Annotated in this window: 35 protein-coding genes; 32 read left to right on the top strand and 3 right to left on the bottom strand. The window is 50.8% G+C overall.

Translation table 11 applies throughout. The features are described 5' to 3' along the window. Positions 1-238 precede the first annotated feature (238 nt). The 4 genes from IZU26_RS07705 to IZU26_RS07690 all read left to right on the top strand — a co-directional run bounded on the left by IZU26_RS07705 (position 239) and on the right by IZU26_RS07690 (position 1,921). Positions 239-721 (top strand): hypothetical protein, encoded by a 483-nt coding sequence (locus IZU26_RS07705; RefSeq protein WP_433278055.1) that lies wholly within the window; start codon positions 239-241, stop codon positions 719-721. Further along, on the top strand, positions 705-911 hold the full coding sequence (locus tag IZU26_RS07700; RefSeq protein ID WP_433278053.1) for a hypothetical protein: 207 nt from the start codon (positions 705-707) through the stop codon (positions 909-911). The genes IZU26_RS07705 and IZU26_RS07700 overlap by 17 nt, the downstream gene beginning before the upstream one ends. A 186-nt stretch (positions 912-1,097) precedes the next feature. Further along, positions 1,098-1,376, top strand: a complete 279-nt coding sequence (locus tag IZU26_RS07695; protein WP_433278051.1) for a hypothetical protein — start codon at positions 1,098-1,100, stop codon at positions 1,374-1,376. After that, entirely contained in the window at positions 1,334-1,921 is a 588-nt protein-coding gene (locus IZU26_RS07690; RefSeq protein ID WP_433278050.1) for a hypothetical protein, read from the top strand. Before IZU26_RS07695 ends, IZU26_RS07690 begins: the two co-directional genes overlap by 43 nt. Positions 1,922-1,924: 3 nt before the next feature. Here the strand turns inward: IZU26_RS07690 and IZU26_RS07685 are convergent, their stop codons facing one another. Further along, positions 1,925-2,611, bottom strand: coding sequence for a hypothetical protein (locus tag IZU26_RS07685; protein WP_433278048.1), 687 nt, complete (start codon positions 2,609-2,611; stop codon positions 1,925-1,927). Positions 2,612-2,768: 157 nt separating this feature from the next. Here IZU26_RS07685 and IZU26_RS07680 point away from each other — a divergent pair, with 157 nt between their 5' ends. From IZU26_RS07680 to IZU26_RS07585, 20 genes are all read left to right on the top strand, one after another. Next, a complete protein-coding gene (locus IZU26_RS07680) occupies positions 2,769-3,071 on the top strand; it encodes a hypothetical protein (RefSeq protein WP_433278046.1) in 303 nt (100 codons plus the stop codon). 1 nt (position 3,072) lies between these two features. Continuing rightward, complete coding sequence (locus IZU26_RS07675; protein ID WP_433278044.1) at positions 3,073-4,650, top strand: phage portal protein; 1,578 nt, start codon at positions 3,073-3,075, stop codon at positions 4,648-4,650. Between the two features lie 15 nt (positions 4,651-4,665). After that, positions 4,666-5,058, top strand: coding sequence for a hypothetical protein (locus IZU26_RS07670; RefSeq protein ID WP_433278042.1), 393 nt, complete (start codon positions 4,666-4,668; stop codon positions 5,056-5,058). 49 nt (positions 5,059-5,107) lie between these two features. After that, a complete protein-coding gene (locus IZU26_RS07665; protein ID WP_433278040.1) occupies positions 5,108-5,311 on the top strand; it encodes a hypothetical protein in 204 nt (67 codons plus the stop codon). 169 nt (positions 5,312-5,480) lie between these two features. Next, complete coding sequence (locus IZU26_RS07660) at positions 5,481-5,762, top strand: hypothetical protein (protein WP_433278037.1); 282 nt, start codon at positions 5,481-5,483, stop codon at positions 5,760-5,762. Continuing rightward, positions 5,731-5,997: a hypothetical protein gene (locus IZU26_RS07655; RefSeq protein WP_433278035.1), complete on the top strand. Its 267-nt coding sequence runs from the start codon at positions 5,731-5,733 to the stop codon at positions 5,995-5,997. The genes IZU26_RS07660 and IZU26_RS07655 overlap by 32 nt, the downstream gene beginning before the upstream one ends. Next, a complete protein-coding gene (locus IZU26_RS07650) occupies positions 5,997-6,551 on the top strand; it encodes a hypothetical protein (RefSeq protein WP_433278033.1) in 555 nt (184 codons plus the stop codon). Before IZU26_RS07655 ends, IZU26_RS07650 begins: the two co-directional genes overlap by 1 nt. Next, complete coding sequence (locus IZU26_RS07645) at positions 6,548-6,877, top strand: hypothetical protein (RefSeq protein ID WP_433278031.1); 330 nt, start codon at positions 6,548-6,550, stop codon at positions 6,875-6,877. The genes IZU26_RS07650 and IZU26_RS07645 overlap by 4 nt, the downstream gene beginning before the upstream one ends. A gap of 57 nt (positions 6,878-6,934) precedes the next feature. Further along, the gene (locus IZU26_RS07640; protein ID WP_433278029.1) at positions 6,935-8,020 is read left to right on the top strand and encodes a head maturation protease, ClpP-related; all 1,086 of its coding nucleotides are present in this window, start codon (positions 6,935-6,937) and stop codon (positions 8,018-8,020) included. Positions 8,021-8,034: 14 nt separating this feature from the next. After that, a complete protein-coding gene (locus IZU26_RS07635) occupies positions 8,035-8,415 on the top strand; it encodes a hypothetical protein (RefSeq protein WP_433278027.1) in 381 nt (126 codons plus the stop codon). Between the two features lie 38 nt (positions 8,416-8,453). Then, positions 8,454-9,542, top strand: coding sequence for a major capsid protein (locus tag IZU26_RS07630; protein WP_433278025.1), 1,089 nt, complete (start codon positions 8,454-8,456; stop codon positions 9,540-9,542). Positions 9,543-9,554: 12 nt separating this feature from the next. Next, positions 9,555-9,857 (top strand): hypothetical protein, encoded by a 303-nt coding sequence (locus IZU26_RS07625; RefSeq protein WP_433278023.1) that lies wholly within the window; start codon positions 9,555-9,557, stop codon positions 9,855-9,857. After that, positions 9,857-10,222: a hypothetical protein gene (locus IZU26_RS07620; protein WP_433278021.1), complete on the top strand. Its 366-nt coding sequence runs from the start codon at positions 9,857-9,859 to the stop codon at positions 10,220-10,222. The genes IZU26_RS07625 and IZU26_RS07620 overlap by 1 nt, the downstream gene beginning before the upstream one ends. Next, positions 10,215-10,844 carry a hypothetical protein gene (locus IZU26_RS07615; protein WP_433278020.1) on the top strand — a complete coding sequence of 210 codons (630 nt, stop codon included), beginning with the start codon at positions 10,215-10,217 and terminating at the stop codon, positions 10,842-10,844. Before IZU26_RS07620 ends, IZU26_RS07615 begins: the two co-directional genes overlap by 8 nt. A 56-nt stretch (positions 10,845-10,900) precedes the next feature. After that, entirely contained in the window at positions 10,901-12,364 is a 1,464-nt protein-coding gene (locus tag IZU26_RS07610; RefSeq protein WP_433278018.1) for a hypothetical protein, read from the top strand. Between the two features lie 12 nt (positions 12,365-12,376). Further along, positions 12,377-12,754, top strand: coding sequence for a hypothetical protein (locus IZU26_RS07605; RefSeq protein WP_433278016.1), 378 nt, complete (start codon positions 12,377-12,379; stop codon positions 12,752-12,754). A 33-nt stretch (positions 12,755-12,787) separates the two neighbouring features. Beyond that, positions 12,788-13,213, top strand: a complete 426-nt coding sequence (locus IZU26_RS07600) for a hypothetical protein (RefSeq protein WP_433278014.1) — start codon at positions 12,788-12,790, stop codon at positions 13,211-13,213. 62 nt (positions 13,214-13,275) lie between these two features. Then, positions 13,276-13,431 carry a hypothetical protein gene (locus IZU26_RS07595; protein ID WP_433278012.1) on the top strand — a complete coding sequence of 52 codons (156 nt, stop codon included), beginning with the start codon at positions 13,276-13,278 and terminating at the stop codon, positions 13,429-13,431. Further along, positions 13,415-15,505 (top strand): phage tail tape measure protein, encoded by a 2,091-nt coding sequence (locus IZU26_RS07590; RefSeq protein ID WP_433278010.1) that lies wholly within the window; start codon positions 13,415-13,417, stop codon positions 15,503-15,505. Before IZU26_RS07595 ends, IZU26_RS07590 begins: the two co-directional genes overlap by 17 nt. Positions 15,506-15,553: 48 nt before the next feature. Then, positions 15,554-16,252: a hypothetical protein gene (locus IZU26_RS07585; protein WP_433278008.1), complete on the top strand. Its 699-nt coding sequence runs from the start codon at positions 15,554-15,556 to the stop codon at positions 16,250-16,252. A 10-nt stretch (positions 16,253-16,262) separates the two neighbouring features. Here the strand turns inward: IZU26_RS07585 and IZU26_RS07580 are convergent, their stop codons facing one another. After that, positions 16,263-16,652: a type II toxin-antitoxin system HicB family antitoxin gene (locus tag IZU26_RS07580; protein ID WP_433278005.1), complete on the bottom strand. Its 390-nt coding sequence runs from the start codon at positions 16,650-16,652 to the stop codon at positions 16,263-16,265. A gap of 47 nt (positions 16,653-16,699) precedes the next feature. Continuing rightward, entirely contained in the window at positions 16,700-16,876 is a 177-nt protein-coding gene (locus tag IZU26_RS07575; RefSeq protein ID WP_433278003.1) for a type II toxin-antitoxin system HicA family toxin, read from the bottom strand. A gap of 367 nt (positions 16,877-17,243) precedes the next feature. On the opposite strand from IZU26_RS07575, the gene IZU26_RS07570 reads away from it, so the two are divergent. From IZU26_RS07570 to IZU26_RS07535, 8 genes are all read left to right on the top strand, one after another. After that, complete coding sequence (locus tag IZU26_RS07570) at positions 17,244-17,714, top strand: hypothetical protein (protein ID WP_433278001.1); 471 nt, start codon at positions 17,244-17,246, stop codon at positions 17,712-17,714. After that, positions 17,711-17,917: a hypothetical protein gene (locus tag IZU26_RS07565; protein ID WP_433277999.1), complete on the top strand. Its 207-nt coding sequence runs from the start codon at positions 17,711-17,713 to the stop codon at positions 17,915-17,917. Before IZU26_RS07570 ends, IZU26_RS07565 begins: the two co-directional genes overlap by 4 nt. A 98-nt stretch (positions 17,918-18,015) precedes the next feature. Next, the gene (locus tag IZU26_RS07560; RefSeq protein ID WP_433277997.1) at positions 18,016-19,296 is read left to right on the top strand and encodes a DNA circularization N-terminal domain-containing protein; all 1,281 of its coding nucleotides are present in this window, start codon (positions 18,016-18,018) and stop codon (positions 19,294-19,296) included. Next, complete coding sequence (locus tag IZU26_RS07555) at positions 19,289-20,566, top strand: hypothetical protein (protein ID WP_433277995.1); 1,278 nt, start codon at positions 19,289-19,291, stop codon at positions 20,564-20,566. Before IZU26_RS07560 ends, IZU26_RS07555 begins: the two co-directional genes overlap by 8 nt. Beyond that, positions 20,554-21,123, top strand: coding sequence for a hypothetical protein (locus IZU26_RS07550; RefSeq protein WP_433277993.1), 570 nt, complete (start codon positions 20,554-20,556; stop codon positions 21,121-21,123). Before IZU26_RS07555 ends, IZU26_RS07550 begins: the two co-directional genes overlap by 13 nt. Beyond that, positions 21,123-21,602: a hypothetical protein gene (locus tag IZU26_RS07545; protein ID WP_433277991.1), complete on the top strand. Its 480-nt coding sequence runs from the start codon at positions 21,123-21,125 to the stop codon at positions 21,600-21,602. The genes IZU26_RS07550 and IZU26_RS07545 overlap by 1 nt, the downstream gene beginning before the upstream one ends. Then, positions 21,577-22,800, top strand: coding sequence for a baseplate J/gp47 family protein (locus IZU26_RS07540; protein ID WP_433277989.1), 1,224 nt, complete (start codon positions 21,577-21,579; stop codon positions 22,798-22,800). The genes IZU26_RS07545 and IZU26_RS07540 overlap by 26 nt, the downstream gene beginning before the upstream one ends. Beyond that, positions 22,790-23,488 (top strand): hypothetical protein, encoded by a 699-nt coding sequence (locus tag IZU26_RS07535; RefSeq protein ID WP_433277987.1) that lies wholly within the window; start codon positions 22,790-22,792, stop codon positions 23,486-23,488. Before IZU26_RS07540 ends, IZU26_RS07535 begins: the two co-directional genes overlap by 11 nt. The last annotated feature ends 16 nt before the right edge of the window (positions 23,489-23,504 follow it).

Below are 23,504 nucleotides of genomic sequence, written 5' to 3'. Positions count from 1 at the left end.
GGGCGCATAGTATAGATGCATAAAACGAAACTTCAAATGGCGGAAATTCGCGCCGTAACGCGATGTTTTTTTTGCCCGCAGCTTTATACTGCGGCAAAAGAGGCATAGTCGTGTGAATTTGCCGTGACTGTCGGTAACCCGCGAGGGCCCGAACGTTCCACCATTTGGGGGCGTTATGCGCAGTCACGGTTTTTTTTATTTTAAACCGGCTGCATTTTATCAAATGGAGGTACAAGCTATGGAAAAAGGCTTGACCATGCAGGAAGCCGCGGATGCATTAAACGCGGTTGTCGTCAAAGAAACGATCGGCGGTGCGGTTCGCGTCGCGGCGTTTCCCGTCACTTCTCTGCTTCCGGTGCCGAATCTTACGGCGGCGGGGCTTGAGTGGTTCGTGCGCGAAGTGCGTCTCGACATCACAAAGCTCATGTCGATCGCGTCGGTGTGCGACGGGAGCAGGTATTCGGCGTACGTGCCGAAAAATACCGCGCGCATCTTCTTTCCCGAAAAGGAAGGGGGTACGCAGCATCCGGCGTCATGGGTGATCCCGACGGGAGGCGGTATACCGGCTGACATCGTGGATATGCTGGCCGACTGGGAAGACGACGACTACGAGGAATTCAGCGACGAGGATGCCGCTGATGAAGCGCAGGCGCGGGAAGCGGAATCGAAGGCGGAAACTGCCGACAAAGAGGCAGGAGGTTCGCATGAACAAAGGCCTTGATTTTGACGCGGATGCGATGGGTACTGCAATCGACGACGTGGAGATGCTCGGCGATTTGTTGGCGCAGACTGCGGGGGAATCGTTTCGGAAAGGGACGCTCCAGCGTATGGGCATACAGCTGTTGGGTGATGCCGATGTGCTCAACGCGCAAAAGATGCGGCTGCTCGGTTTTACGGGCGACGACGATTAAGTAGCGGCGAACGCGCTGCAGGACGAAAAGTCTTGCGGCGCGTTTTTTTAGAGTTTCCGGCGGTTTGAATATATTTGAATTTTTCTATATATTTTTAAATATAAAACAGTATTTTTATTGAATAAACGCTTGAAATCGGTTATAGTATTATGAAATCAATAATCAGCAAAAGACAGGAAAGGAACTATGGAAACAAAAGAAACTTGTGTGCCGAACAGACAAGTGCTTGTTGCCGGAATCCGTGAATGTGAGACGCGAGAGGAAGTCGAAAATACATTTGCATTATTTTCGGTTTCCGATGACAAAGAGCGGTATGATGTGCTTGTCGAGGCTATGTATCAGCCGGAAATGTTTTTTTCAACGGACAATCCTGCATGGAAGCTGCGATATGAACTCGCGCTCGAACTCTTTTTAACGAAGACATGGAAGGTGCCGCCGTTTTACGAGCAGAGGGGTGCCGTCTGATGGGGTCGTTTGAATTTACCGATGAAACAGTTGCGCATATTGCGGAAAAATTTAATATAGACCGGCAGACGATAAAAACACTTTATGATAAATATGCTGACATTCATAAGCGAATGAAGAGCCAGTATCTTGCGCATGTTATGCGCTCGCTTGAAGATTTTGTACGCGAAGCGTGCCATGCGCCTTCTTTTCGTATTACGTGTACTCCGTCGTCAAATAATCCTGCAATAAAGGGTACCGGGTGCGCGAGTTATCAAAAAAATCATAGTTTTAATATTTTGTTCGATTCAATGCTGAATGCAAGGGAAGCCCGTGTCGTTATTGCGCACGAGCTCGGGCACTTGTTCTCGATAATCACGTTCGGCATGGAATACAAAGACAAGCATGAACCGCTTTCGTCGGTATTTGGTATCTTCACCATTATCGACAAAAATAATTTTTATGCGAATGAAACGCGCCCGCTCTTGCATCATTCATGCAACGATATAGTCGATGATTTTGCGTTGCTGAAAAATCGGGCTGACGAGCGTTATAATATATCCTAATTTCTATAATTTATCCATTTCGCTGTTGTATATTCTCTGCATATCTTCGGCGGCATAATCCGACGCGGGGCGAAGCCACGGGCGCGGTTTTGTCGTCGTGTTTGAAAATTTGAAGTTCCGTATCATTTTTAAAACGAATGACACGCTTGCCCCGTTGCGTTTGAAACGGGTGACGCGGTGCAGGTTTCCACCGTAGTTTATGAGTTTGCCGGTTTTTGCCGCGACGGCTGCCCGTGCGACGGAACGCGAGCGGCGTGTGCCGGATTTGGAAAAGGGGCCGCGCACTTTTTGCATGTCGGACATTTTGTATTGCCGGCGGATGCGGCCGCGGAATGCGTTTCCGGATCGGGCGGCGTTTGTCGGTATGGCAAGTTTGTTTCCGCGTTCGGGGGTATGTATACCGCCGTATTCCTGCCGTTCCATATAGGCGATTTCCCGTACCGCTCCGGTCGTCGCTTTAATGTCATCGATACGGCGGACGCCTTTCGGGCATTGATCGACGAGTACGTGACGCGCGGTGAACGTGTTTCGCGTTATAAAATTGCGCTGTATGTTTTCGATCGCTTTTTTGCGCGCTCGGAACGCAGTTATGTTTACGGTGTTCGCCCCTGCGCGCAGCATTGTTTTTTCGGTGTCTCTGATGACGTTGCGGAACGCATGAGGCCCGCGAAATATTTTTACCGATGCCATAAGCCGACTATAGCCCTTCCCCGCTTCCCGCGCTATATGGACTTCTCACGTGAGAAGTCCGCAAACGGGGCGAGTATACACAAGTAAAAATCCTGATTACATTATTTTTTTAAAATCCATATAGCGAAATTCTCATACAAATCCCATAATTTGAAATATGGGTATTTATTTAGATGATCCCGACGGTGTCGGAAACCTTTCGCCGGACAGCCGCGTACGAATGCAGCTGCAGCACGACAAGGTTTTACTGAATCAAATCGATCGCGCAATTCTCGCGTTTACGCTTACGAACAGCAGCGTGCAGGAATACACGATCGATACGGGACAGGATAAGCAAACGGTGAAACGTACCGACTTGCAAAATCTGTATGCCGTCAAACGCCAGCTTTTGGGCGAAATCGCGCAGTTGGAATCGGCGTTGTCGGGCGGCGGAGCGTTCCGAATCGTACCGGGATTTTAATATGCGAATCACTGAAAAACATCTCGACAATTATAATTTTTATCTTGCGGATTTCGCGCGGGAAGCGCTGGACGGCTGGGACGGCTCGAAATTTTCGGGTTCGCTCGGTGCGCTCGGCGATTTTGATTTTGTCGATTATTGGACGCTGCGGAAACGGTCGCTGCGTCTTTTCCGCGAAAATATTTACGCAAAGGGTATTATCCGCCGCCTTGTCCTGAATGAAATTCATACGGGGCTTATCCTTGCGCCGACGCCCGTCGCATCGGTTATTTGGCCGTACGACGACGGAGCGAAGCGGGACGAGCTGGGAGTTGAATACGGAGATGCGTTTTCTACGCAGTTCGGTTTGTATGCGTCTACCCCCGCTGTTTTCGATTACGACGGGACAATCACTTTCGGCAAGTTTCAGGAAATTGTGCGGACGGAAAGTCTTATCTGCGGGGACGGCGTTATCATTTCGCGGATCAACAGGAATACGAAGCTCCCCTCTTGGCAATGGGTGAACGGGGACGCGGTGCGCACGCCGACGGATTATACCCCGCGCAACGGAAATTATATTCGTCACGGCGTGGAGTTCAATCAATACGGCAAGCAGGTGGCGTTCCATATCAGACAGGAGATCAACGGCAAGGAATCCTATGAGCGGGTACCGTGCCGCGGCGAAAAGAGCGGACGGCGGATCGCGTGGATGGTATACGGATCGAAGACGCTTGTCGACGATATCCGCGGTGAACCGTTTCTTGCGGACACGTTGTATATGCTCAAAGACCTTGACAGATACCGTGACGCGGAAACGAGGGCGGCGGTCGTGAATGCGATGCTTGTGTGGTTTATCAAAAAAAATCAAACGGGTGTGAGCGGTGCCCGTCCTACCGACAATATGCCGAATATTAAGCCCGGCACAAAGTTTGTGTACAGGGGCGAAGATAAAGCGCGCCTTCCGATGAAAGTCAATGAACCGGGGACGGTGTTTGATTTACCGTACGGCGAGGAAGTGCAGAGTTTTCAGACGAACCGCCCGAACGTGAATTACGGGACGTTCGAGGGCGCCATTCTTGCGGCTCTTGCATGGACGCACGATATTCCGCCTGAAATTCTTTTGCTTAAATTCAGCAGCAATTACAGCGCTTCCCGCGCAGCGAATATTGAGTTTGAAGTGTATTTGAAACGGCAGATTAAACGGCTTTCGGACAGTATTTGCACGCCGGTTTATTGCGAGTTTATCACGCAGGCTGTTTTGACGGGGCAGCTTGCGGCTCCGGGATTTATCGAAGCGCACGCGGACGGGAGCGCATGGCGCGTCATTGCGGCGTGGCTTGACTGCGCGTGGATCGGGCTTTCGCGGCCTGCAATCGATCGTGAAAAAGAAATAGACGCGTCGCAAAAAGCGCTTGATAACGGGCTTACGACGTTCGATATCGAATCGCGGCGCGCCTGCGGACTGTCGTTCCGGCAGGTGATGGCAACCCGCAAGAGAGAAAACGAGCTTATGGAGCGTATCGGTTTTACGCCGCATGTGTACGAAGACAATAACGGCGTACCGGTCGCAAAATCCGAAGCGGAAAGTGATGAAGAATAGGAGGGCGGGAGATATATGGCGGTAAAGCAGCAGCAGGTTTCACAGCGGGGTTTACTCGAACAGATGTACGGAAGGATTGAAAACGTCGCTGAAATGTTCAGTGCGCAGGGTGCGGTTTTGGCACGGCTTGATGAGCGGGTACAGTCAATGCAGCGGACGCTTGATTTACATCAAAAAAAAATCGAGGAAAACGACGTCGCGCGCGATGTCAAGATGTTGTGTGAAAAAGTGGAACATTTTGAAATAAAGGTGGATGCAAGTATCGCTGCATTGGACGGACGGCTCGATGTGCTTGAAAAGCAATCGGGGAACACGGCGCTTTCGGTGTGGAAAAAAATCGGCGGAGCGGCGGTTACGGTTATAACGTCAAGCGCGGTTGCGTGGATCGTTTCCGCGCTGAACAAATAGGGCATTACGGCGCAGGGGCGCCGTTTTGATATTTTGTCGGAGGTTTGCTATGAGCAAAATCGTCGCGTTTTTTAAGAACAAAGCGGTCAGAATCATCGCATGGATTTTGCTTGCGGCTTCGGTTGTCGCGCTCGGCTTCGGCGGCGCGATGAAAGAAAGCGTGAGCGGGTTCGATGTGGTTGTATTCTCGGTGGTCGCGGGCGTGTCGGCTCTTATCGCGTTTATTACAAATGCGGTAAAAAGCGACAAGTAGTTTTTACGCCCCTGCCGGCTTTTGTAAAATCCTGTCTCGGCAGGCAGGGGCATCTTGGCGGTATGAAAAAGTTTTTATTTTTGGCAATTTTGGCGGCGGTATTTATTTACGATGTGTATTGTATTTGTTTACTGCTGCGTTTTATCGGGTTTGTGTTTTCGAGGCTGGTATGAAAATTTTATTAATTATTATTGCCGTGCTTTTGTTTTTATGCGCTGTTTTCTTTTTTTTGTGGCGGCTGTCCGCGCAAAAAAACAAAAAAACGAAATATTTGTACGACGAAGCATGCAAGCGGAATATCGCGCTGAACGAGCTGATCGGAAAAATGAAGGCGGGTGAAATTCTAAAAAGCGAGGTACGGAAAAATGCGGACAAAAAAATCGGCGGTATGTACGGCGGCGATAATCGCAGCCGTTTTGATGCTGCAAATAACCTCATGCGCGACAACTAAAGAGGTTCCGCGCGTTTTTATTCCCGAACTCGAAGTGCCGGTCTTCCCCTACCCGTCGTCGGCGGTACTCGACGAAGAGCGCGGAACGGTTACGATGTCGCTTTCTGATTATCTGCGGATCGCCGAATACAAAGTGCGTGTCGACGAGCTGAAAGAATATATCGACGGTTTGAAACGAATCTATGCGCAGGATGAAACTGATTCTGCGCTTGATAAAACAGGCGGAGGTTCATAATGTTTCATTTTGTACTTGCACGCGATCCGAAAAGTTACGATTTCAAAGCGGATCGAAAAAAGCCGGACGGTTTTACGAATAATTGGAAAAACAACAGTATTGACGAGCTTGCGTTATATCACGATGACACGCTCGTTTTTCGTGCGCGCTGTCAGTCGGTTGCAAATTATTGCTTCGGAGCGATGGCGCCGGGCGATACGACGTCTTTCGGCGATACTGTCGCGCCGGGAAAATTTACAGTTCGTTGTTTCGTCCCGTCGCGTGCATTTCACGGGGAAATTCATGCGATCGTCAATACGCGCGATATCGACGGACAGGTCATCAATCACGACGCGATGCAGCTTTCATGCAAGGGTTTCCAAAACGGGCGCTGGCTTATCCATGACAGGTATTCGACGAAGCTCGGACGCGATACGAATTACGCATGGTCGGCGGGATGTTTTATTCTCGCGTCGGCGGATTTGGCGCGGCTTGCCGGTGTTATGCGTTGTGTCGGCATAAAAGCAGGCGATGAAATTTCGGGTGCCGTCATAGAAAAGGGGGCGAAGCTATGATTTTTGACTTGTCTCGACTGCTCGACGCGGGTGTCGGTGTTGCGATTGTGCTCACGGTTATTTTTACGGAGCTTATTAAAAAACTCGATAAAAACGACAGGTTGAAAGGCTATAGGGTATGGATTCCCGCGATTTTGTCGCTGGTGTTCAGCGCCGTTATGGCGTTCGGCGAGTTTTTTATTTTGCAGCAGATTCCGTTTTATGCGGCGGTTATCTTCGGTGTTTCGGTTTTCTGCTACGAGGCAATTTTGAAGCGATTCAGGTCGGATTCGGGGAACGATCGGCGCGATTACGATGCGGGTGAAATCAATATCAACGAAACATAAAAAAATGCAATATCCATATAGCGATATTTTTCAGCGGGCGTAATAATCGAGGTATCTATGTTTGAATTATTAATTAATAAACAGATTGGTGACAGCTTTTGGGACGAAGGCATAACACCGGAGTTCGTGCGGGATCAGCTTAAAAGCGTTCCGGCGGGCGAAGATGTGTGTATCGTTATCGATAGTCCCGGCGGCAGCATTTGGGACTGTATATCGATTTATAACGAAATACGGCAGTTTGCGCGGGCACACGACGGCACGATCGAAACGTATATACAGGGCATGGCGGCGAGCGCAGCATCGATTATTGCGCTTGCGGCAAAAGACGTTTCCCGCAAAAACAAAGTCGTCGTAGAAGACAACTCGGTTTTTATGATTCATAACTCGTGGGTTTTGGTGTCGGGCGACAGGAATCAGCTGCGCGAAAGCGCGGACAATATGGAGCGCATCGACAACCTGATGGCGCAGTGTTATTCGCGTGTCAGCGGCCGCGCGCTTTCCGTCATCAAAAAAGAGATGGATGAAACGACGTATTTTTACGGCGACGAAATCGTCAATGCGGGTTTTGCCGACAACGTTATGGCAACGGAAGAAACGGAAGAGACGAAGGAAGAATTTATCGAAGCGGCGCGCGCAAAGCTGCTGCGGATGCACAGCAAAGCACGGGCGGTTTCCGGAGAGGCAGCATTGCAGAAGCTCGCCGCCCTTGCCGTCAACGTACCTATGGGAAAAGCGGGCAGCAAGCCCGGAAACAATATGCCTACGGGCAAAGTGGAGGGCTGTATGACAGTCGATGAATTGAAAAAAAGCAATCCCGACGTATATGAATCGGTTTTTGCGATGGGCAAAGCGGACGGTGTGAAAATTGAACGCGAGCGCGCCGGTTCGCTTTTGAAGATGGGCGAACTCGCGGGCTGTATGGATGTGTCGGCGGAGTTTATCCGAAACGGATCGGAAGTCGCCGATAACGCCGTGCAGGAAAAATTTTTCGAAAAGCGTCTTGCAAAGAAAACGCTTGACGCGCAGGCGCTTGATAAAGTGCCCGATGTCGTGACGCCGAAGGGCGACGGCATGGAAGACAAGGCGGCGAACGAGCGCGACTTTATGTCGGCTTTTTCAAAGGAAACGGGCTTGGCGGAATAAGGCAAGGAGCGGTTATGAACGGAAATAAAGAGATTATCAATCACGGCGGTGCGAAGCTGCTTTTAGGCGACAACATTTTTGCAAGCGGTATCGTTTCGCTCGGAAACGGAAAAACACTGAAAGACGGTGCGCTGCTTACCGTTGAAGCAAGCGGCAAGTTCGCCGCGGCGACTGCGGCAGGGGCGAATTGTGCCGTGTATGTCGGTGATGAAATCGTCAATCACAGCGCATCCGCGGCGGATATCCCCGTCCGCGTGTGTATCGGCGGAAAGCTCCGGCGCGATGCGGTTTTGGTCGGAGATGCCGCCATCGAGGCGAAGGCTGCCCTTTCGCTTCGCTCGTCGGGTTTGTTTTTGCTTGAAGTGCAGGATATCGGCAAGCAGGACAATCAATAATTTTTTTTGAAAGATTATTAATTATTAAGGAGTGTATTATGATTGAGCTCTTGAAAAAGATTCTCAAGATGTTTACGGATGACGTTCGGATGCAAAAGCGCGGCTTTTTCACGACGTTTTTCAAAACAACGGAAGAGGACTATACGGACAGCGAATACGCCGATATCGACATTGAGCGCACGGGCGATCAGGTTGCCCCCGTGCTCAAAGATCACCGCACGGGCGGTACGATTATCGATGACGATGTTTTTACGGAAAAGAAATTCAAGCCCCCGTTTACCTGTTTGCAGCGTCCGGTACCGCTGTACGATCTGATGAAGCGGCAGCCGGGGGAAAGCGACGCGGCGGATGTGCGAGGGGAATGGTTTGGGAGGCTTGTAAAAAAAATTGTCAAAGCAATCTCGAAGATGCACAGAATGTGCAAGGAACAGGTCGAACTGCAGGCGGCGCAGATTATGCAGACAGGCACGGTTTCCCTTGCCGACGAAAGCGGCAATGTCGTGTACGATCTCGACTATAACATGAAGGCGTCTCATAAACCGACGGTTGCCGTGTCTTGGGGCGCGGCCGGCGCTACGCCGCTTTCGGATATCGAATCGTTGTGCGATGCGATCAACGATGACGGCAAGGCCGATCCGTCTATCGCCGTTTTCGGTAAAAACGCATGGAACGCTGTGCTTAAAAACGATGAGTTCAAAGACATGGTGAAGCGCGATGGGCTTAATCTCGGACAGCTTTCGCCTGCTCTCAAGAATCACGGCGGGCGTTATAAGGGATATATCGATGTCGGCAGCTATCGTCTTGAGTTGTGGGTGTATAACGACAGCTATGAAAAAGTCAAGGACGGCACGCGCGTCAAATTCATGGATCCGGACAAGGTTATCATCACGGCAGCGATCGAAGACCTTGACTTCCGGCTGGTGTTCGGCGGCATTCCGACACTCGGCATGAAAGAACCGTTCCGTAGTGTCGTTCCCGATGCGGTCAAATACGAGGGCTTTATCAAAGTTCAAAACCGCGTTTTCAGCGACGAATCAAACGATACGTATACCGCCGAGGCGAAAATGCGTGCGCTTGCAATTCCCGTTTCGATCGATCGCTTCGGCTGTCTCAAGACGACGGCATAACGGAGGTGTGCAATGAGCAAAAAAACGGTTATCGCCGAGGGTGTTTCGATAACATCTAAGGGCATTATCTATACGTCAGGACAGGAAGTTTCCGCGGACGATTTTGTGTCTAAGGAAGTGTTCGATGTACTGATGAAACGAGGCAAAGTTGTCGAAGTGCAAGACACTTCCGACAAAGCGGCAAAGGCTGCTGCTGAAAAGGCTGCCGCTGAAAAGGCTGCCGCTGAAAAGGCTGCTGCTGAAAAGGTTGCCGCTGAAAAGGCTGCTGCTGAAAAGGCTGCCGCTGAAAAAGCTGCGGGCGGGAAGGGAAAATAATGAATCTGCGACGGCTTGCCGCAAATGATACGGTCATCACGATAGAGGGTGTCGATTCCGGCAACGCGGAATTTACCCTTATCGATGACAAGGGTGCCGTGTGGCATCTTACCGGCATTGTCGGCGATATCGGGTTAATGCTCGATACCGAAGGCAATGTTATCGCGGGGCGCACGGTGCAGGTTGTTTATCGCAGTAATCGAGTAATGTCAGGCGAAACGGTTATCGAACCGAAACGCGGGTGGAAGGTCAGCTATGCGGATCTGTCGGGCAAGGTGTGGCATTTGTTTGTGTCATTTTGCGAACCCGACAGAACGCTGGGGCTGACGCGTATGTATTTAGTGCTGGATTTGAAAAATGAATAAGATCGAGCGATTTATCAACAGCCCCGATTCGATCGAAATCATACGCGATCAAACAGCGGCGATTTTGACGCTCGAATTTGCCCGGCAACATGAGTTTGCACTTTCGGCGGGTGATGCCGATGCGCATGATTATGACGTATGTGTCTACGTTGAAAGCAGCGATCCCCTGCAGCTTGTAAACGACAAGGATAACCCCTTTCCACTTGTAAATGTGAGTGTAGACAGTACCGAACGCGACAGGGGTAGCGATCGAATATATACGCGGCGTATGAATGCGCGGATTGTGCTTGACTGCTATGCGGGGAGTAATTTTACGGGCGCGGCGGATATGAGTGCGGAAGCTACGCTGAAAGCGTGGAAGCTCGCCCGCATTGTGCGGAATATTATCAATGCCGAGCCTTATGTGTATCTTGGGTTGCGCGGGACAGTGTTCGGACGCGATGTTGTGAAGTATGAAGCGGGTGCGCCCGCCAATGTACAAAGTGCGCTGCGTGTGAGCATCGTGCGGTGTACGCTTGAAGTCGATTATCGAGATGATGTCGATGTCGTTTCGGGGGCGGCGTTCGAACTTGCGAGTGTTACGATTAAGAATGACACGGGAAAAATCCTTATTAATAATTAACGGAAAAGTCGCTTCCTTTCGGGGGCGGGAATCGAAACAGTATAGAGAGGTAAATCATGGGTGTAAGTAACAGTGCAATAAGCCGAGTTACCGGTGTCGATGTTGCATACAAAAATTTCAATGTCGGCAAGGCCGCGATGCTTCCGCAGCGCGTCGCGATTATCGGGCAGGGAAACGATGATGTGACGTATCCTCTTGATGCGTACGAATGCGACGGAACGTCTTCGTCTGTTGCCGAGCGATACGGGTACGGTTCTCCGTTGCATCTTGCGGTTATGCAGCTTTTCCCGATGACGGGCAATGCGGCGTCGTTTCCCGTGACAATATATCCCGTCAAAAAGAAATCGGATGCGACAAAGGCTGCCGGCAATATTCTTTTCAGCGGAACAGCGACGGCGGCGGGCCGTATTACGATTTCAATCGGCGGGAACGATATTTCGTTTTTAGCGGCAAAGGGCGATACTGCGGAGAAAATTTCCGCTGCCGCTGTTCTTGCGGTAAATGCCGAACTTTCCGTTCCTGTGCGTGCGGGAGCGGGTGCGAGCGGCGGTGTCGATCTTGCGGCAAAATGGAGCGGCGTGCTCGGCAATGATATTAGCCTTTCGTGTGAGTGCGAAGCGGACGGTATTACCGTGACGGTTACCGCAATGACAAGCGGTTCCGGCGTCCCCGACATATCGGATGCACTTGTCTCTATCGGAGAAGTGTGGGAAACGTTCGTACTCAACACGTTCGGTTATAAAAATGCAGCATTGCTTGATAAGTATCAGGCGTGGGGAGAGGAGCGCTGGAGCGTTACCAATAAAAAGCCCGCGCTTGTATGTACGGGCTGTACCGACGATTACAGCGTGCGGACAGCAATAACCGATGCCCGTCCCGCCGATTTTATCAACTTTCTCGCCGTTTCCGTCGGTTCTCCCGAACTGCCGTTTGTCGTTGCGGCAAAGGCGCTTGTAAGCGATATCGTGACGACTGCGGATAATAACCCCGCACAAAATTACAAGGGAAAACTTTCGGGCTTGAAAGCCGGAAAAGATGCGGCGCAGGAATCGTATGTCGTGCGCAACAATGCGGTCGGCAAAGGCAGCAGCACGAATATTAAAACGGGAAGCGTCGCCGAACTGAACGATATTGTGACAATGTATCATCCTTTCGGCGAGGGAAAATATCCGTCGAAGCGATATGTCGTCGATCTCGTCAAACTGATGAATATCGTGTACAACGTGCGCCTTATCATCGAAAGCGATGCGGTTAAAGGTGCGCCCCTTGTTACGGATGATACGGTTACGAGCAATGAAGCGGCGTTGCAGCCGAAAACATTCCGCACGTGGTTTTCGAACCTTGCCGATTCTCTTGCGGACGTCGCGCTTATCACGGAACCGAAATTCACAAAGAAAAATCTTTCCGTCGCGATTTCGAGCGAAAATCCGAAACGCATCGATGTTGTTTATCCGGTGAAACTTTCCGGCAATGTCGAAGTCGCAAGTGTCGATCTGCGTTTCGGTTTTTATCTTGGTTAATGGAGGTATGTTATGGCAAATGCAAGCGGGCCGATAGAATCGATCGTCATCAACGGACGTCGTTTTACGAGCGACGGGGATGACAGCTGTACCGTTACGTATAACGGGTTCAATAATGAAATTAAGCCGAACGGAGACGGGACGATGCGTATGCTGAAATCCCGTCATGCAGGGAGTATCGGCGGGTTGCATATCGTTATTCGACATGAGCGCAACGATATGGAGTTTTTAAAAGAAACGCAGGACGGCATGGATTTTGTCGCGGTGTCTGCGACGCTTGTCGACGGTACGGTGCTGTCGGGAAACATGCAGCTTACCGATGCGGTCGAACTCGACACGAAAGAGGGGACGGCGTCCATTACGTTGGAAGGGGTGCTTGAAAAATTGTAAGCATCACGATAACGAATCCTGTGAGGTTGGAACATGAAAAAAGATGTTGTTATGAGCAAAGAGCTTGCGCAAGAGGCATTCGATCAATGGGCGGACGAAAACGGTATTGAGCTCGACACGGATATACTCGGCGAAGATACGATAAAGACGATACAACCGTTTAAGGCGCGTATCGTCCGCGCTTTTATGAACGGTGCACTTGTCGTAAACGACAACGGAAACCTTGTGTACACTGTCAGCACGCTTTCCGACGAGGGGTTTGCAGGAGAGCATGTTGAAATCAAAAGCCCGAAGGGTGACGGTTTTATTCCGTCGGGAAAAAGAAAAGACGATGAGGTGTATCGTCTTGTCGAAATTACGGCGAGCATGACGGGGAAAGATACCGGCTGGTTTTTGAAGCTTTCGGGAAACGATTTTAAAGTATTTATCGCCGTCACGTCGCTTTTTTTAATTGCCTGACAGTGACAATCGCCGACAGGTGTGAACGCCGCCGCGTCCCGGCTTGTGTCGGCGTTCCGGTCATGCTCAGGCAGATTTACAGCGATTATCATTTGCCGACGGATCCGAAGGTATTATCGCTTTCGGAGATTACTTTTTGGTATGAAGCGCTGATTCCGCAGCTTATCGCGATACAAAAACTCGACAAAGAGAAGATAAAACATGGCAAGGGCATATAGCATACAAACGAATTTTTTCCTTACCGACTACGCGTCAAAAGCTCTCGCAAATATCGGTGTTCAAAGCGAAAAGATGCAGGGTATGTTTAAAAACTCGTTTGCGGCTGCTGAAACCCGTCTTAATAATTTCAATCATGCGCTTAAAACAACCGCGAAATATGCTACGGGGGCGGCTATCGGTGCTGCGGCTTCGGGTGTCGTTGTCGCAACGCGGCAATACGCGGAATTCGACAATCAACTGCGTCGGGCGGGCGCGCTTTTCAGTGATCTCGATACGACATCGGCGGATTACGAGCAGTCGCTTGCGCAAATAGGGGCTACGGCGCGCGACGTCGCGGCAAAAACGGAGTTCAACGCGGTCGATACATCGCGGGCGCTTGCGGCAATGGCGCAGGCAGGTTATACGAGCGCGGACGCTATGAAGCTGCTTTCGGGAACGGCAGATATGGCAACGGCTGCGGGAACAAGTTTAGGGGAAGCGGCGTCTATCGTTACGTCGTCGCTCGGTGCGCTCGGTCTTGATAAAACGGAAGATGAGCTGCGTCGTGTGTCCGATGTATTTGCGATGGTGCAGTCACGGTCGCAACTCGACATATCCGGTATGTTTACGGGCGTCGCAAAAGCCGGCGGGCAGTTTTCGCGGGCGGGGCAGGATGTCGAACAGCTTGCGGCGGCGGCGGCGCTTATCAGGCCGTCGTTCGCGTCGGCGGAAGAGGCGGGAACGGCGCTTAATGCTGCTTTTGTACAGCTTGGTTCAAGCAAAAATCAGGATTTCCTTAAAAGCATAGGTGTCAACGTAAAAGATGCAAAGGGTGATTTTCTTGCATTTGAAGATATTCTTTCACAGTTGGAAGAGGCGCTTGAAGGCAAGGGAACGGCCGAACGTGCCGGTATTCTCAGCAGTGTTTTCGGAACGCGAGGCGAAAAAGCTATCGGGTCGCTTATTACAAAAGGGGCGGACGCTTACAAGTCGTATATCGCCATGCTCAAAGGAGCAAGCGGAGCGTCGGCAACTATGGCGGCGGCAATGCGCGAATCGCTTCAAAACAGATTCGAAGTTTTGAAGAGTGCGCTCATGGAACTCGGATTCAAGTTTGTCGAGGTGTTTCGTGAAGACGGTGTAAACGCGATGGCAAAACTGACAAAGGCGATAAATGAGTTCGATCCTAAGCCTGTTGTAAAATTTGTCCGCGATGCGGCGACAGTCATCGGTACGCTTGTAAAGGTCGCATGGAAGCTGCGCGGGGTTATCATTGCGGTGTATACGGTAGTGACGGTATACAGAACCGTTATGATGGGTGTCGTCATCTGGCAGCGGGCGCATACGGCGGCAGTGAAGATAGCGATCGCAGTGCAAAAGATATGGAGTGTTTTGATTGCCGCTAAAAATATCACCGTGTATGTGGCACAGCTCGTTGCGGCGAAGGTCGCAACGCTCGCTTACGTTGCCGCATCGAAGATCGCCGCCGGGGCGCAGGCGCTTTTAAACGGCGCGGTCGGGGTCATGAATGCGCTGTTTGTCGCTTCTCCGATAGGTTGGATTGTCCTTGCGATCGGTGCGCTTACGGTTGCCGTTATTTTAGCGCATAAGCATTGGGACAAAATAACCGCCGCGATCGGGAAAGCGTGGGAAGTGACGAAGAGTATAACCGCCGCGATCGGAGGCGGGCTTGTCAACGCATTCAAGTCGCTCGGCGAATGGCTTCAAAATACCGGCATTATCGACGCGTTGCGGGCGATAGGCGCGGCGGTGTTCGATTTTTTGACGTTTCCGCTGCAGAATGTGCTTGAGCTTATTTCGAGGCTTCCGCTTGTCGGAAAGTTTGCGGATATCGGATTGAACGGTTTGCAGGCCGCATCGCAGGCGATTGCGGGAGACAGAGGGGGCGCGGCGGTTGCCGATGCGGGCCCCGTGACGCCCGCATCACGTGCCGCGGCAGCGTCGTATTCGCGGAGTGAGGAAGTGAACACGTCACAGGTTGAAATCGGTTTGGCGCAGGGTTTGACGGCGCAAGTGAGCGGGGCGGCTCCGAATATCACCGTGCGGAGGACGCACAGCGGCGCATTTTATTGATTGACTTTTCGCGCGGTGTGAATATACTTTTATAAGCGGGGGGCGACTATGAGTACCAAAAAACCGACAGATACCGGCTGCTTATCCGTAATCATGTTTTTTATCATGATAAGCTATGCCGTCAGCTCGATTCGAAACTGTTTTACCGGCGGAAAGAAAAAAGCGGAAACGCCGCCCGTGCAAGAGATACAACGAACACCGCCGGTGCGAGAATACGTCGTGCCGCCTGAAATTAAAGGGAAGTATCGCATCGCGTCGACAAAGGACGTGTCGTTCCCGATGGTCAAACGCTATGTGTACAACGTCGTCGTAACGGGAGAACCGACAAAGGCGGAGCTGACTGAAATCGCATACGCGGTTTTTGAGGAAGCAAAAAAACGCACGCCGTTCAACGCTTTATCGGTCGTGTTTTACGATTACGAGTGCCTTATCTATCACGGCATTGTCATGGGGAATGCCGATTTTGCGCCCGACGGAGACTGGGGCAAGGCAATGGATGTGCAAACCGGCAATTACCGGACGATGAAAATTATCAATGAGATCGAAGAGCCGTACTGGCCGAATGCGGTTACGGAAAGAGAAGCGGAGATATACGCCGAATTTCAAGACGCCTTGTATAAAGTCGTATCTGAAGATGCTATGGCGGACGAAGATGTCGTTGCTGCGGAGTTCGCGAAGAAATACGGCATGACGGAAAAAGCGTTCAACGATTTGTACATTCGCGTCAACGCACGACTACGAAAATAGCTCGTGTGATTTACCGTGCGATGCCGAGTTTTTGACAGAGGGCATCCTGCAACGTTTGGCTGAAATTGACGGAAGCCCTTTCGGCTTTTGTGTTCAGCCACGCGGGGATCGAAAGCGTTTTTTTTATCGCCCTGCCGTCAAATTCTTTTCGCCATTCGTCCGTGTCCGCGAGGATATACGACACGGTTCCGCGCGTTTTTATTTTATTAATTTTGCTTGCCGGCGGAATCGCCTGCCCGTCGTCTTCGTAGCTTGCGAGCATCATTTCAATGCAGTCTTTCGCCATTTCGATGGCATCCGCCATATTGTCGCCGAACGTATAACAGTGCGGAATATCGGGAACGGTTACGCCGATTTTTCCGTCGTCGTCTTCGAAAATCGCAGGATACACGTATTTCATATCAAACCTCCGAAAAAAGGCGGGCGTTTTCGCGCCCACCGGAAAACCTATTTAAGACCGGCGTCTTTTAAGATTTTTTGGGCCGTACCCGTCGGTATGTCCCCTGCATGGCGTGGAATCGGCACTTTTTGTCCTGTCGGGCTGACCGCAAGGTCGTGTGCCTTACCGTGAACGATTTTCCAGCCGGCTTTCTTGAACTTCCGTTCAATTTCAAGCTTCGTCATATCGTTCCCCCATGTCTTTAATATAATACGTATTATTACGTATGTCAAGCATTTTTTTAAGTTTTTTTTATATTTTCCCCGCTCCGCATAAAAACCTCGCCGCAAAAAATCGCTTGACAAAAGAGCGTCCGTGATATAAGCTGTAATCACCTAAAACGAAACTTCAAATGGCGGAAATTCGCGCCGGATCGCGATGTTTTTTTTGCCCGCAGCTTTATACTGCGGCAAAAGAGGCATAGCCGTGTGAATTTGCCGTGACTGTCGGTAACCCGCGAGGGCCCGGACGTTCCACCATTTGGGGGCGTTAGGTGCAGTCACGGTTTTTTATTTTAAACCGTCTGCATTTTATCAAATGGAGGTACAAGCTATGGAAAAAGGCTTGACCATGCAGGAAGCCGCGGACACCTTAAACGCGGTTGTCGTCAAAGAAACGATCGGCGGTGCAGTTCGCGTCGCGGCGTTTCCAGTTACATCTTTACTTCCGGTGCCGAATCTTACGGCGGCGGGGCTTGAATGGTTCGTGCGCGAAGTGCGGCTCGACATCACAAAGCTCATGTCGATTGCGTCGGTGTGCGACGGCAGCAGGTATTCGGCATACGTGCCGAAAGATACCGCGCGTATCTTTTTTCCCGAAAAAGAAGGCGGCACAAAACATCCGGCGTCATGGGTGATCCCGACGGGCGGCGGCATACCTGCGGACATCGTGGATATGATGGCGGACTGGGAGGACGACGAGTACGAGGAATTCAGCGACGAAGACGCCGCTGATGAAGCGCGGGCACGGGAGGCGGAATCGAGGGCAGGAACTACCGACAAAGAAGTAGGAGGTTCTGCATGAACAAAGGCCTTGATTTTGACGCGGATGCGATGGGCGCTGCAATCGACGACGTGGAGATGCTCGGCGATCTTTTAGCGCAGTCTTCCGGGGATTCGTTTCGGAAAGGGACGCTGCAGCGTATGGGCATTCAGCTGTTGGATGACGCCGATGTGCTCAATACGCAAAAGATGCGGCTGCTCGGCTTTACGGACGACGACGATTAAGTAGCGGCGAACGCGCTGCAGGACAACATGTCTTGCGGCGCGTTTTTTTTTATAATATCCATATAGCGATATTTTTCGGCGGGGCGTATGATTGTGTTATGTCATGGCAGGATGCTATCGCGGAAGCTGCATATACATCTCATTCGGGAAAACGGCAAACGTTCCGTTTCGAATCGGTTTCCCGCGAAACCGATTTAAAAACCGCGACGTTTACGTTTCCGGGCAAAGACGGCGCGCTTGTGCAGTCGCTCGGCATCGGCGGCAGGCGGTTCCCGCTTACGTGTTATTTTTCGGGCGCGCAGTGCATGAAAGATGCCGACGATTTCGAAGCGCTTTTGCGCGAAAGCGGGAGCGGAAGGCTTTCGCATCCGGTGTACGGAACGGTTACGGTTATTCCGACGGGAACGATAAAACGAAGCGACGATTTGATTGCGGGCCTCAATCAATCGGTCGTCGATGTTACGTTTACCGAAACGCTCGATGTGTCGTTTCCCGAATCGGAGGTTGCGCGCGAAGATACGCTGCAAAGTGCGCTCGGCAATTACGAAGATGCCGCCTGCGCCGCGTATGTCGATATGCTTGCAACCGATAAAATCAGTGATAAAATCGAATTGCAAAGTACGCTGAAAGCGGAACTGTACGAAGTCAATAAGGGGACAGAAAAACTTATCAAACAAGCCCCTGCCCTGTCTAAAAAAAATATTTTATCGGAGCTGTCGTCGCTTTATGCGCAGGTGACCGGTTGGATCGGATCGGTCGATAAAGTCGCAAAATACGCAATGGAGATTGCGGCGGTTACGCTGAAAATTATTAAATTGCCTTCGACGATTGCGATCGGAGCGGAGGCAAAAATCGAGGGATATCGCGCGCTTTCAAAAAACATTATGCGGGCTGCGGGACGGGGAAACGCCGGTGTCGGTGCGCTTCGCAATCGATACGCGGCGACAAGCCTCGTGCTTTCGGCCATATCGGCGCATCTTGCGGCGGGTACGGCGCTCATCGATAACGACTATACGCGCTTTACGTCGCGGAGCGGAGTTCTGCGGGCGGCAACGGGTATATCGGAGCAGTTCGAAAACTATAAAACATACGTCGATGCCGAGACGGCACGGAATATTTTTGTCGCAAGCGATGAGGTGTACGAATGTGTTTTGCGCGTCGTTTCGGCGGCAACTCATGCGCTTTTGACGAAATCGTATTCGCTGCCGACAACGCGCGTTGTTACGCTCGACAGGGATAGGCAGATTGTCGAGCTTGTCGCATCGCTGTACGGTGCGGACGGTTTTAATAAAATCGACGATTTTATTAATGATAATGCGCTTACGGCCGACGAAATCGTGTTGATTCCTGCAGGCAGGGAGATACGCTATTATGTCTAAATGCCATACGGTCGTCGCGGGTGACACGCTTTCCCGTATCACCGTTCGTTATTACGGCAAAGGGGAACGCTGGACGGATATCGTAAAATCGAATCCGCAGCTTGTCGGCAGGCGCACGGCTCCCGACGGCTCCCCTGTTATACGCGCCGGCGATATGCTGCTGATACAGGGATATGACGAGGGCTTTTCTGCAAATAAAGGGGAAACGGTCGTACTCGATGCAAACGCGAAGCGCGATATTACGCTTTTCATCGACGGCAAAAAATTCACCGGATTTACCGCAATTACGATAGACAGCCCCGTCGATTCGTTCGATGCGTTTTCGTTTTCGGCAGCCTGGGATTCGTCGAATGTTTTTGTGCGAAATGCGTTTCGGCCGTTTTCATACAAACGGTGCGAACTGCGTTATGACGAAGAGGTGCTGTTCCGCGGCGTGATGCTTCCTTCCGTTCCGCAGATTTCACCGGAGGCAAAAACGATCGGCGTGCAGGGCTATCCCTTGTGCGGCGTGCTTTCCGATTCGTGCATTCCCGATTCGATATACCCCCCGCAGTTCGATGGGCTTACGCTGAAACAGATCGCCGATACGGTGTGCGAGCCGTTCGGCGTTTCCGTACGGATGAATGATGACTGCGGAACGGCGTTCGAAAAGGTCGGCATTGAATCGAATGAAAAAGTATTCGATTTTTTGAAAAAACTTGCAGAGCAGCGCGGGTTGTTTTTGTCGAATGCTTCCGACGGCTCGTTGCTTATTTGGAAGCCGAAGACGGAGGCGGTCTCGGCGTCGTTCAAAGAAGGCGAAGCGCCGTTTGTGTCGTGCGTACCGTCGTTCGACGGGCAGAATATGTTTTCGCATCTTACGGGATTTACGAAAGTCAGCCGCTTGGAAAAATCGGAAAAATATACCTACGAAAATAATTATTTAATAAAAAACGGCGTTTTGCGGCAGCATACCGTTACGATCGACGATGCGGAATCGGACACGCTTGAAAACTCGGTTAAAGCGCTTGCCGGTCGTATGTTCGCGAGCGCAGTGAAATACACGCTTACCGTGACGGGGCATCGCGATAAGAACGGCAGGTTATACCGGAAAAATATGACGGTTTCTCTTTTTGCGCCGGATGCCGAAGTGTATCGTGACACGAAATTACAGGTCGATTCCGTACAGCTTAGTCGAAGCGACAGCGACGGAGATATTGCCGTGTTGTCGCTTGTCCTGCCAGGCGCGCGAACGGGGCAGCTGCCGGAGGTTTTCCCGTGGGAAGAATAGGGAGGCATTTATCCAGTGAAATAAAAGACTATATCGATCAGACGGTTGAAACACGGATGAATTTCAATCAGCTTGCAGAAACATACGCCCCGTCCGGAGATGATTCGCCGCCTGTTGCCGATGATCGTGTAGTGCTTGTGCAGGTTGACGGTACCGGCCGATTCGTTGCGGTCGGTACACTCGTACTTTCGCAGGGGGCGAAGCCCGGTGAAAAATATTTATTTTCGCGGGATAGAGACGGCAATGTGCAAGCGATTTTGAAATTATTAAACGACGGAAAGGTGCGGCTTGAAGCCCCCGGCGGTGTTTCGCTCGATACCGAAAAAGGCGTAGAAGTGCATGCAAAAGAAAGTATGGAGCTGTCGAGCGAAAAAAAAATAAAACTGGCGGGCGGAGGCGCGGATGCGGCACGGAAAGGGGATACGGTTGAAGTCGAAATTCCTGCAGGGAGCGTTATTGTAGCGGTTACCGGCAATGCGAGCGGGACGCCGAACCCTGCTCCGATTAAATGTACCGGCACGATACGGGCCGGCAGTTCGAATGTGGAGATAGGCTGATGTCGAGCAGTGTTTTTTCAGGCGACGTGCTTTTAAAGGCAACCGATAACGGCGGCGAAATTATCATAGAAGACGGCTTGGTTGTCGATTGCACAGATTTTTCAAGCGCGGCGTATCTTTCGCTTTTCGGCGGCAATGAAGACGATGAGGTCGGAAGAGAAAAAGAAACATGGTGGGGGAACCTTGTGCCGGGGACGTTGAAAAGTGAAAAACACGTTTCGGCTTTTCAGTCGATTATACGGGGTTGTCCGCTTACGGCAATAAATCTTAGAAAGGCACAAGAGGCGGCCGTGTCGGATTTGAACTGGTTTATCGACGAAAAAATTGCAGATGAAATCGCCGTTTCGATACGCGCCGAAGGCGTAAAACAGGTTGTTCTTTCGGTTGTGATAAAAAAAGATGAGAAGGCGATTTTTTCATGCGGTTACAGTTTTCAATGGCAGGGGGCGATAAGTGGCATACGGCAATACAACGATTGACGGCGTCTATACATTGTTAATCAATGCACTACAGGAAAAATTTAATAATCGGCTGCGGCTTTTGCCGAAAGCATTTATCACGGTGCTTGCAAAGGTGCTTGCCGCAATATATATCATCCCGTTCAAGCTGTGCGGTTGGTTTTTTTTGCAGCTTTTCCCCGATACCGCGTCATGGGACACCGTTACCGTGCAGGGGCATACGTTTCGCCCGCTCGTAAAGCTCGGCAACTTATTCGGATTGGGCGATCCGCTTACGGGGGATGCGTGGAGGGGCAAGATTAAAGTAGCTGTGACGGAACAGGGAAAGACGCTGGCATTCGGTACGCAGCTAAAAAGTGCGCGGACGGGTTTTGTGTATTGTATCGCAGATACAGTGCTGCTTGATAAGAGCGAACAGATTGTCGGTGTATATTGCACGGAATCGGGCACGGACGGCAGGCTGTCTAACGGCGAAGAGCTTGCGTTCGTGTCGCCGCTTGCATATGTGGGACGGACGGCAAAAGTTACTGAAACGACACAAGACGGAACCGACGATGAAAGTGAAGCACATTACCGCCGCCGTGTCATCAATAAATACGGTACGCAACCGCAGGGCGGAGCGCTTGCGGATTACAGGCAATGGGCGCTCGATGTCGCGGGCGTGCTGCAGGTTTATCCGTATAACGATAACAGTGTGCCCGGCGGGGTCGCGCTGTATGTTGCCGGTACAACCGATTTATTTCCCGACAGGGTTCCCGGACGTGCGCTCTGTTGTGCAGTGGGAAAAGCATGCACGTATAATCCTGAAACCGGAATTGCGGATAGAAAACCGCTTACGGCTATAATTGATCCGGCGGGAGACGAAACCTATACACTTGTTAAACCGGTTTCGATAAAAAAAATCGATGTATATATAACCGAAATACAAGATGCGTATAAAGCGACGTTCGGCGCGACATATAAAGCGGAGCTTGCTGTGTATTTCGAATCGCGGGAACCTTATATACGAGGTTTATCCGATGATAACAGCAAAACGAACGATGTCTCACGAAATACGCTTATAAGTCTTGCCGATTCGGTAGCGACGTCTCTCAAAATGACATTCGGAAGCGTGGCAATGAAAGTTTCCGGCAGCGACATGCCGCTGTATACGCTCGGCAAGGGCGAGCTGGCGGCTCTCGGCAATTTTTATATAAACGGGACATTGTATGAAGCATAATTTTTTTGATGCGATAAAAGCGTTGCTTCCTACGGGCCGCGCTTGGGATATAACTCAAAACACGAATATGCGTCGTTTTTTTAGCGCAATAGCGAAACTCGGTGATGCGCTGCGAAAAGAAATTGAAGGAGTATATCTCGATTACTTTCCTGATACGACGAGAGCGCCTGAACTATGGGAATCGGTTTTCCGGGTTGTGTTTCAAAAAGACGAACTTTTTGTGCGTCGGCAAGTGCTGTTTGCAATGTGGCAGGTGAACAATGGCGGACAGTCTGCCGCATTTATGCAAAGTATATTGCAAAATATTGTGCCTGCGATACGTGTCGTTGAAAATGTTCCTGTCGGGAATCCCCGACAATCGACGGTTGCTCGATTTTTCGTGTGCGGTTATAAATCTGCCGTGTGTTCGAATCGAATTGCCGCTTGCGATTGGAGAAAGGGGAATGAAATAGGATCAATATCCATTATCGCGAACGATGTATCGTCACCGTATGATATACCGGTCGACAGTCGTTATTGGGGATATTGTTTTTTTGTTTGTAAAGGTGTCGTTCGAAATTCCATCGGGGAAATTGTTTATGTAGAAGTGCTTACTCTTGATAAAAAATATAAAAATTATATCGAATATTTAATTTTACGGACAAAACCGGTGCAATCCGTCGCAGTGATGGATATAAGGTGGATATAAATTATTAATTTTATAG

The sequence above is a fragment of the Treponema sp. SP13 genome (assembly GCF_050938355.1).
In the GTDB taxonomy this organism is placed as follows: Bacteria; Spirochaetota; Spirochaetia; order Treponematales; family Treponemataceae; genus Treponema_D; species Treponema_D socranskii.
This window is presented reverse-complemented; position numbering and strand designations above follow the sequence as displayed.

Coding starts and splice junctions, on each gene's coding strand:
- IZU26_RS07570 (WP_433278001.1), top strand. CDS start 17,244: ATGGAAAAAGGCTTGACCATGCAGGAAGCCGCGGACACCTTAAACGCG.
- IZU26_RS07610 (WP_433278018.1), top strand. CDS start 10,901: ATGGGTGTAAGTAACAGTGCAATAAGCCGAGTTACCGGTGTCGATGTT.
- IZU26_RS07595 (WP_433278012.1), top strand. CDS start 13,276: ATGCTCAGGCAGATTTACAGCGATTATCATTTGCCGACGGATCCGAAG.
- IZU26_RS07695 (WP_433278051.1), top strand. CDS start 1,098: ATGGAAACAAAAGAAACTTGTGTGCCGAACAGACAAGTGCTTGTTGCC.
- IZU26_RS07650 (WP_433278033.1), top strand. CDS start 5,997: ATGTTTCATTTTGTACTTGCACGCGATCCGAAAAGTTACGATTTCAAA.
- IZU26_RS07625 (WP_433278023.1), top strand. CDS start 9,555: ATGAGCAAAAAAACGGTTATCGCCGAGGGTGTTTCGATAACATCTAAG.
- IZU26_RS07640 (WP_433278029.1), top strand. CDS start 6,935: ATGTTTGAATTATTAATTAATAAACAGATTGGTGACAGCTTTTGGGAC.
- IZU26_RS07580 (WP_433278005.1), bottom strand. CDS start 16,652: ATGAAATACGTGTATCCTGCGATTTTCGAAGACGACGACGGAAAAATC.
- IZU26_RS07535 (WP_433277987.1), top strand. CDS start 22,790: ATGAAGCATAATTTTTTTGATGCGATAAAAGCGTTGCTTCCTACGGGC.
- IZU26_RS07645 (WP_433278031.1), top strand. CDS start 6,548: ATGATTTTTGACTTGTCTCGACTGCTCGACGCGGGTGTCGGTGTTGCG.
- IZU26_RS07590 (WP_433278010.1), top strand. CDS start 13,415: ATGGCAAGGGCATATAGCATACAAACGAATTTTTTCCTTACCGACTAC.
- IZU26_RS07605 (WP_433278016.1), top strand. CDS start 12,377: ATGGCAAATGCAAGCGGGCCGATAGAATCGATCGTCATCAACGGACGT.
- IZU26_RS07680 (WP_433278046.1), top strand. CDS start 2,769: ATGGGTATTTATTTAGATGATCCCGACGGTGTCGGAAACCTTTCGCCG.
- IZU26_RS07705 (WP_433278055.1), top strand. CDS start 239: ATGGAAAAAGGCTTGACCATGCAGGAAGCCGCGGATGCATTAAACGCG.
- IZU26_RS07675 (WP_433278044.1), top strand. CDS start 3,073: ATGCGAATCACTGAAAAACATCTCGACAATTATAATTTTTATCTTGCG.
- IZU26_RS07575 (WP_433278003.1), bottom strand. CDS start 16,876: ATGACGAAGCTTGAAATTGAACGGAAGTTCAAGAAAGCCGGCTGGAAA.
- IZU26_RS07560 (WP_433277997.1), top strand. CDS start 18,016: ATGTCATGGCAGGATGCTATCGCGGAAGCTGCATATACATCTCATTCG.
- IZU26_RS07665 (WP_433278040.1), top strand. CDS start 5,108: ATGAGCAAAATCGTCGCGTTTTTTAAGAACAAAGCGGTCAGAATCATC.
- IZU26_RS07690 (WP_433278050.1), top strand. CDS start 1,334: ATGGAAGGTGCCGCCGTTTTACGAGCAGAGGGGTGCCGTCTGATGGGG.
- IZU26_RS07635 (WP_433278027.1), top strand. CDS start 8,035: ATGAACGGAAATAAAGAGATTATCAATCACGGCGGTGCGAAGCTGCTT.
- IZU26_RS07655 (WP_433278035.1), top strand. CDS start 5,731: ATGCTGCAAATAACCTCATGCGCGACAACTAAAGAGGTTCCGCGCGTT.
- IZU26_RS07620 (WP_433278021.1), top strand. CDS start 9,857: ATGAATCTGCGACGGCTTGCCGCAAATGATACGGTCATCACGATAGAG.
- IZU26_RS07555 (WP_433277995.1), top strand. CDS start 19,289: ATGTCTAAATGCCATACGGTCGTCGCGGGTGACACGCTTTCCCGTATC.
- IZU26_RS07545 (WP_433277991.1), top strand. CDS start 21,123: ATGTCGAGCAGTGTTTTTTCAGGCGACGTGCTTTTAAAGGCAACCGAT.
- IZU26_RS07565 (WP_433277999.1), top strand. CDS start 17,711: ATGAACAAAGGCCTTGATTTTGACGCGGATGCGATGGGCGCTGCAATC.
- IZU26_RS07615 (WP_433278020.1), top strand. CDS start 10,215: ATGAATAAGATCGAGCGATTTATCAACAGCCCCGATTCGATCGAAATC.
- IZU26_RS07700 (WP_433278053.1), top strand. CDS start 705: ATGAACAAAGGCCTTGATTTTGACGCGGATGCGATGGGTACTGCAATC.
- IZU26_RS07630 (WP_433278025.1), top strand. CDS start 8,454: ATGATTGAGCTCTTGAAAAAGATTCTCAAGATGTTTACGGATGACGTT.
- IZU26_RS07670 (WP_433278042.1), top strand. CDS start 4,666: ATGGCGGTAAAGCAGCAGCAGGTTTCACAGCGGGGTTTACTCGAACAG.
- IZU26_RS07585 (WP_433278008.1), top strand. CDS start 15,554: ATGAGTACCAAAAAACCGACAGATACCGGCTGCTTATCCGTAATCATG.
- IZU26_RS07685 (WP_433278048.1), bottom strand. CDS start 2,611: ATGGCATCGGTAAAAATATTTCGCGGGCCTCATGCGTTCCGCAACGTC.
- IZU26_RS07600 (WP_433278014.1), top strand. CDS start 12,788: ATGAAAAAAGATGTTGTTATGAGCAAAGAGCTTGCGCAAGAGGCATTC.
- IZU26_RS07660 (WP_433278037.1), top strand. CDS start 5,481: ATGAAAATTTTATTAATTATTATTGCCGTGCTTTTGTTTTTATGCGCT.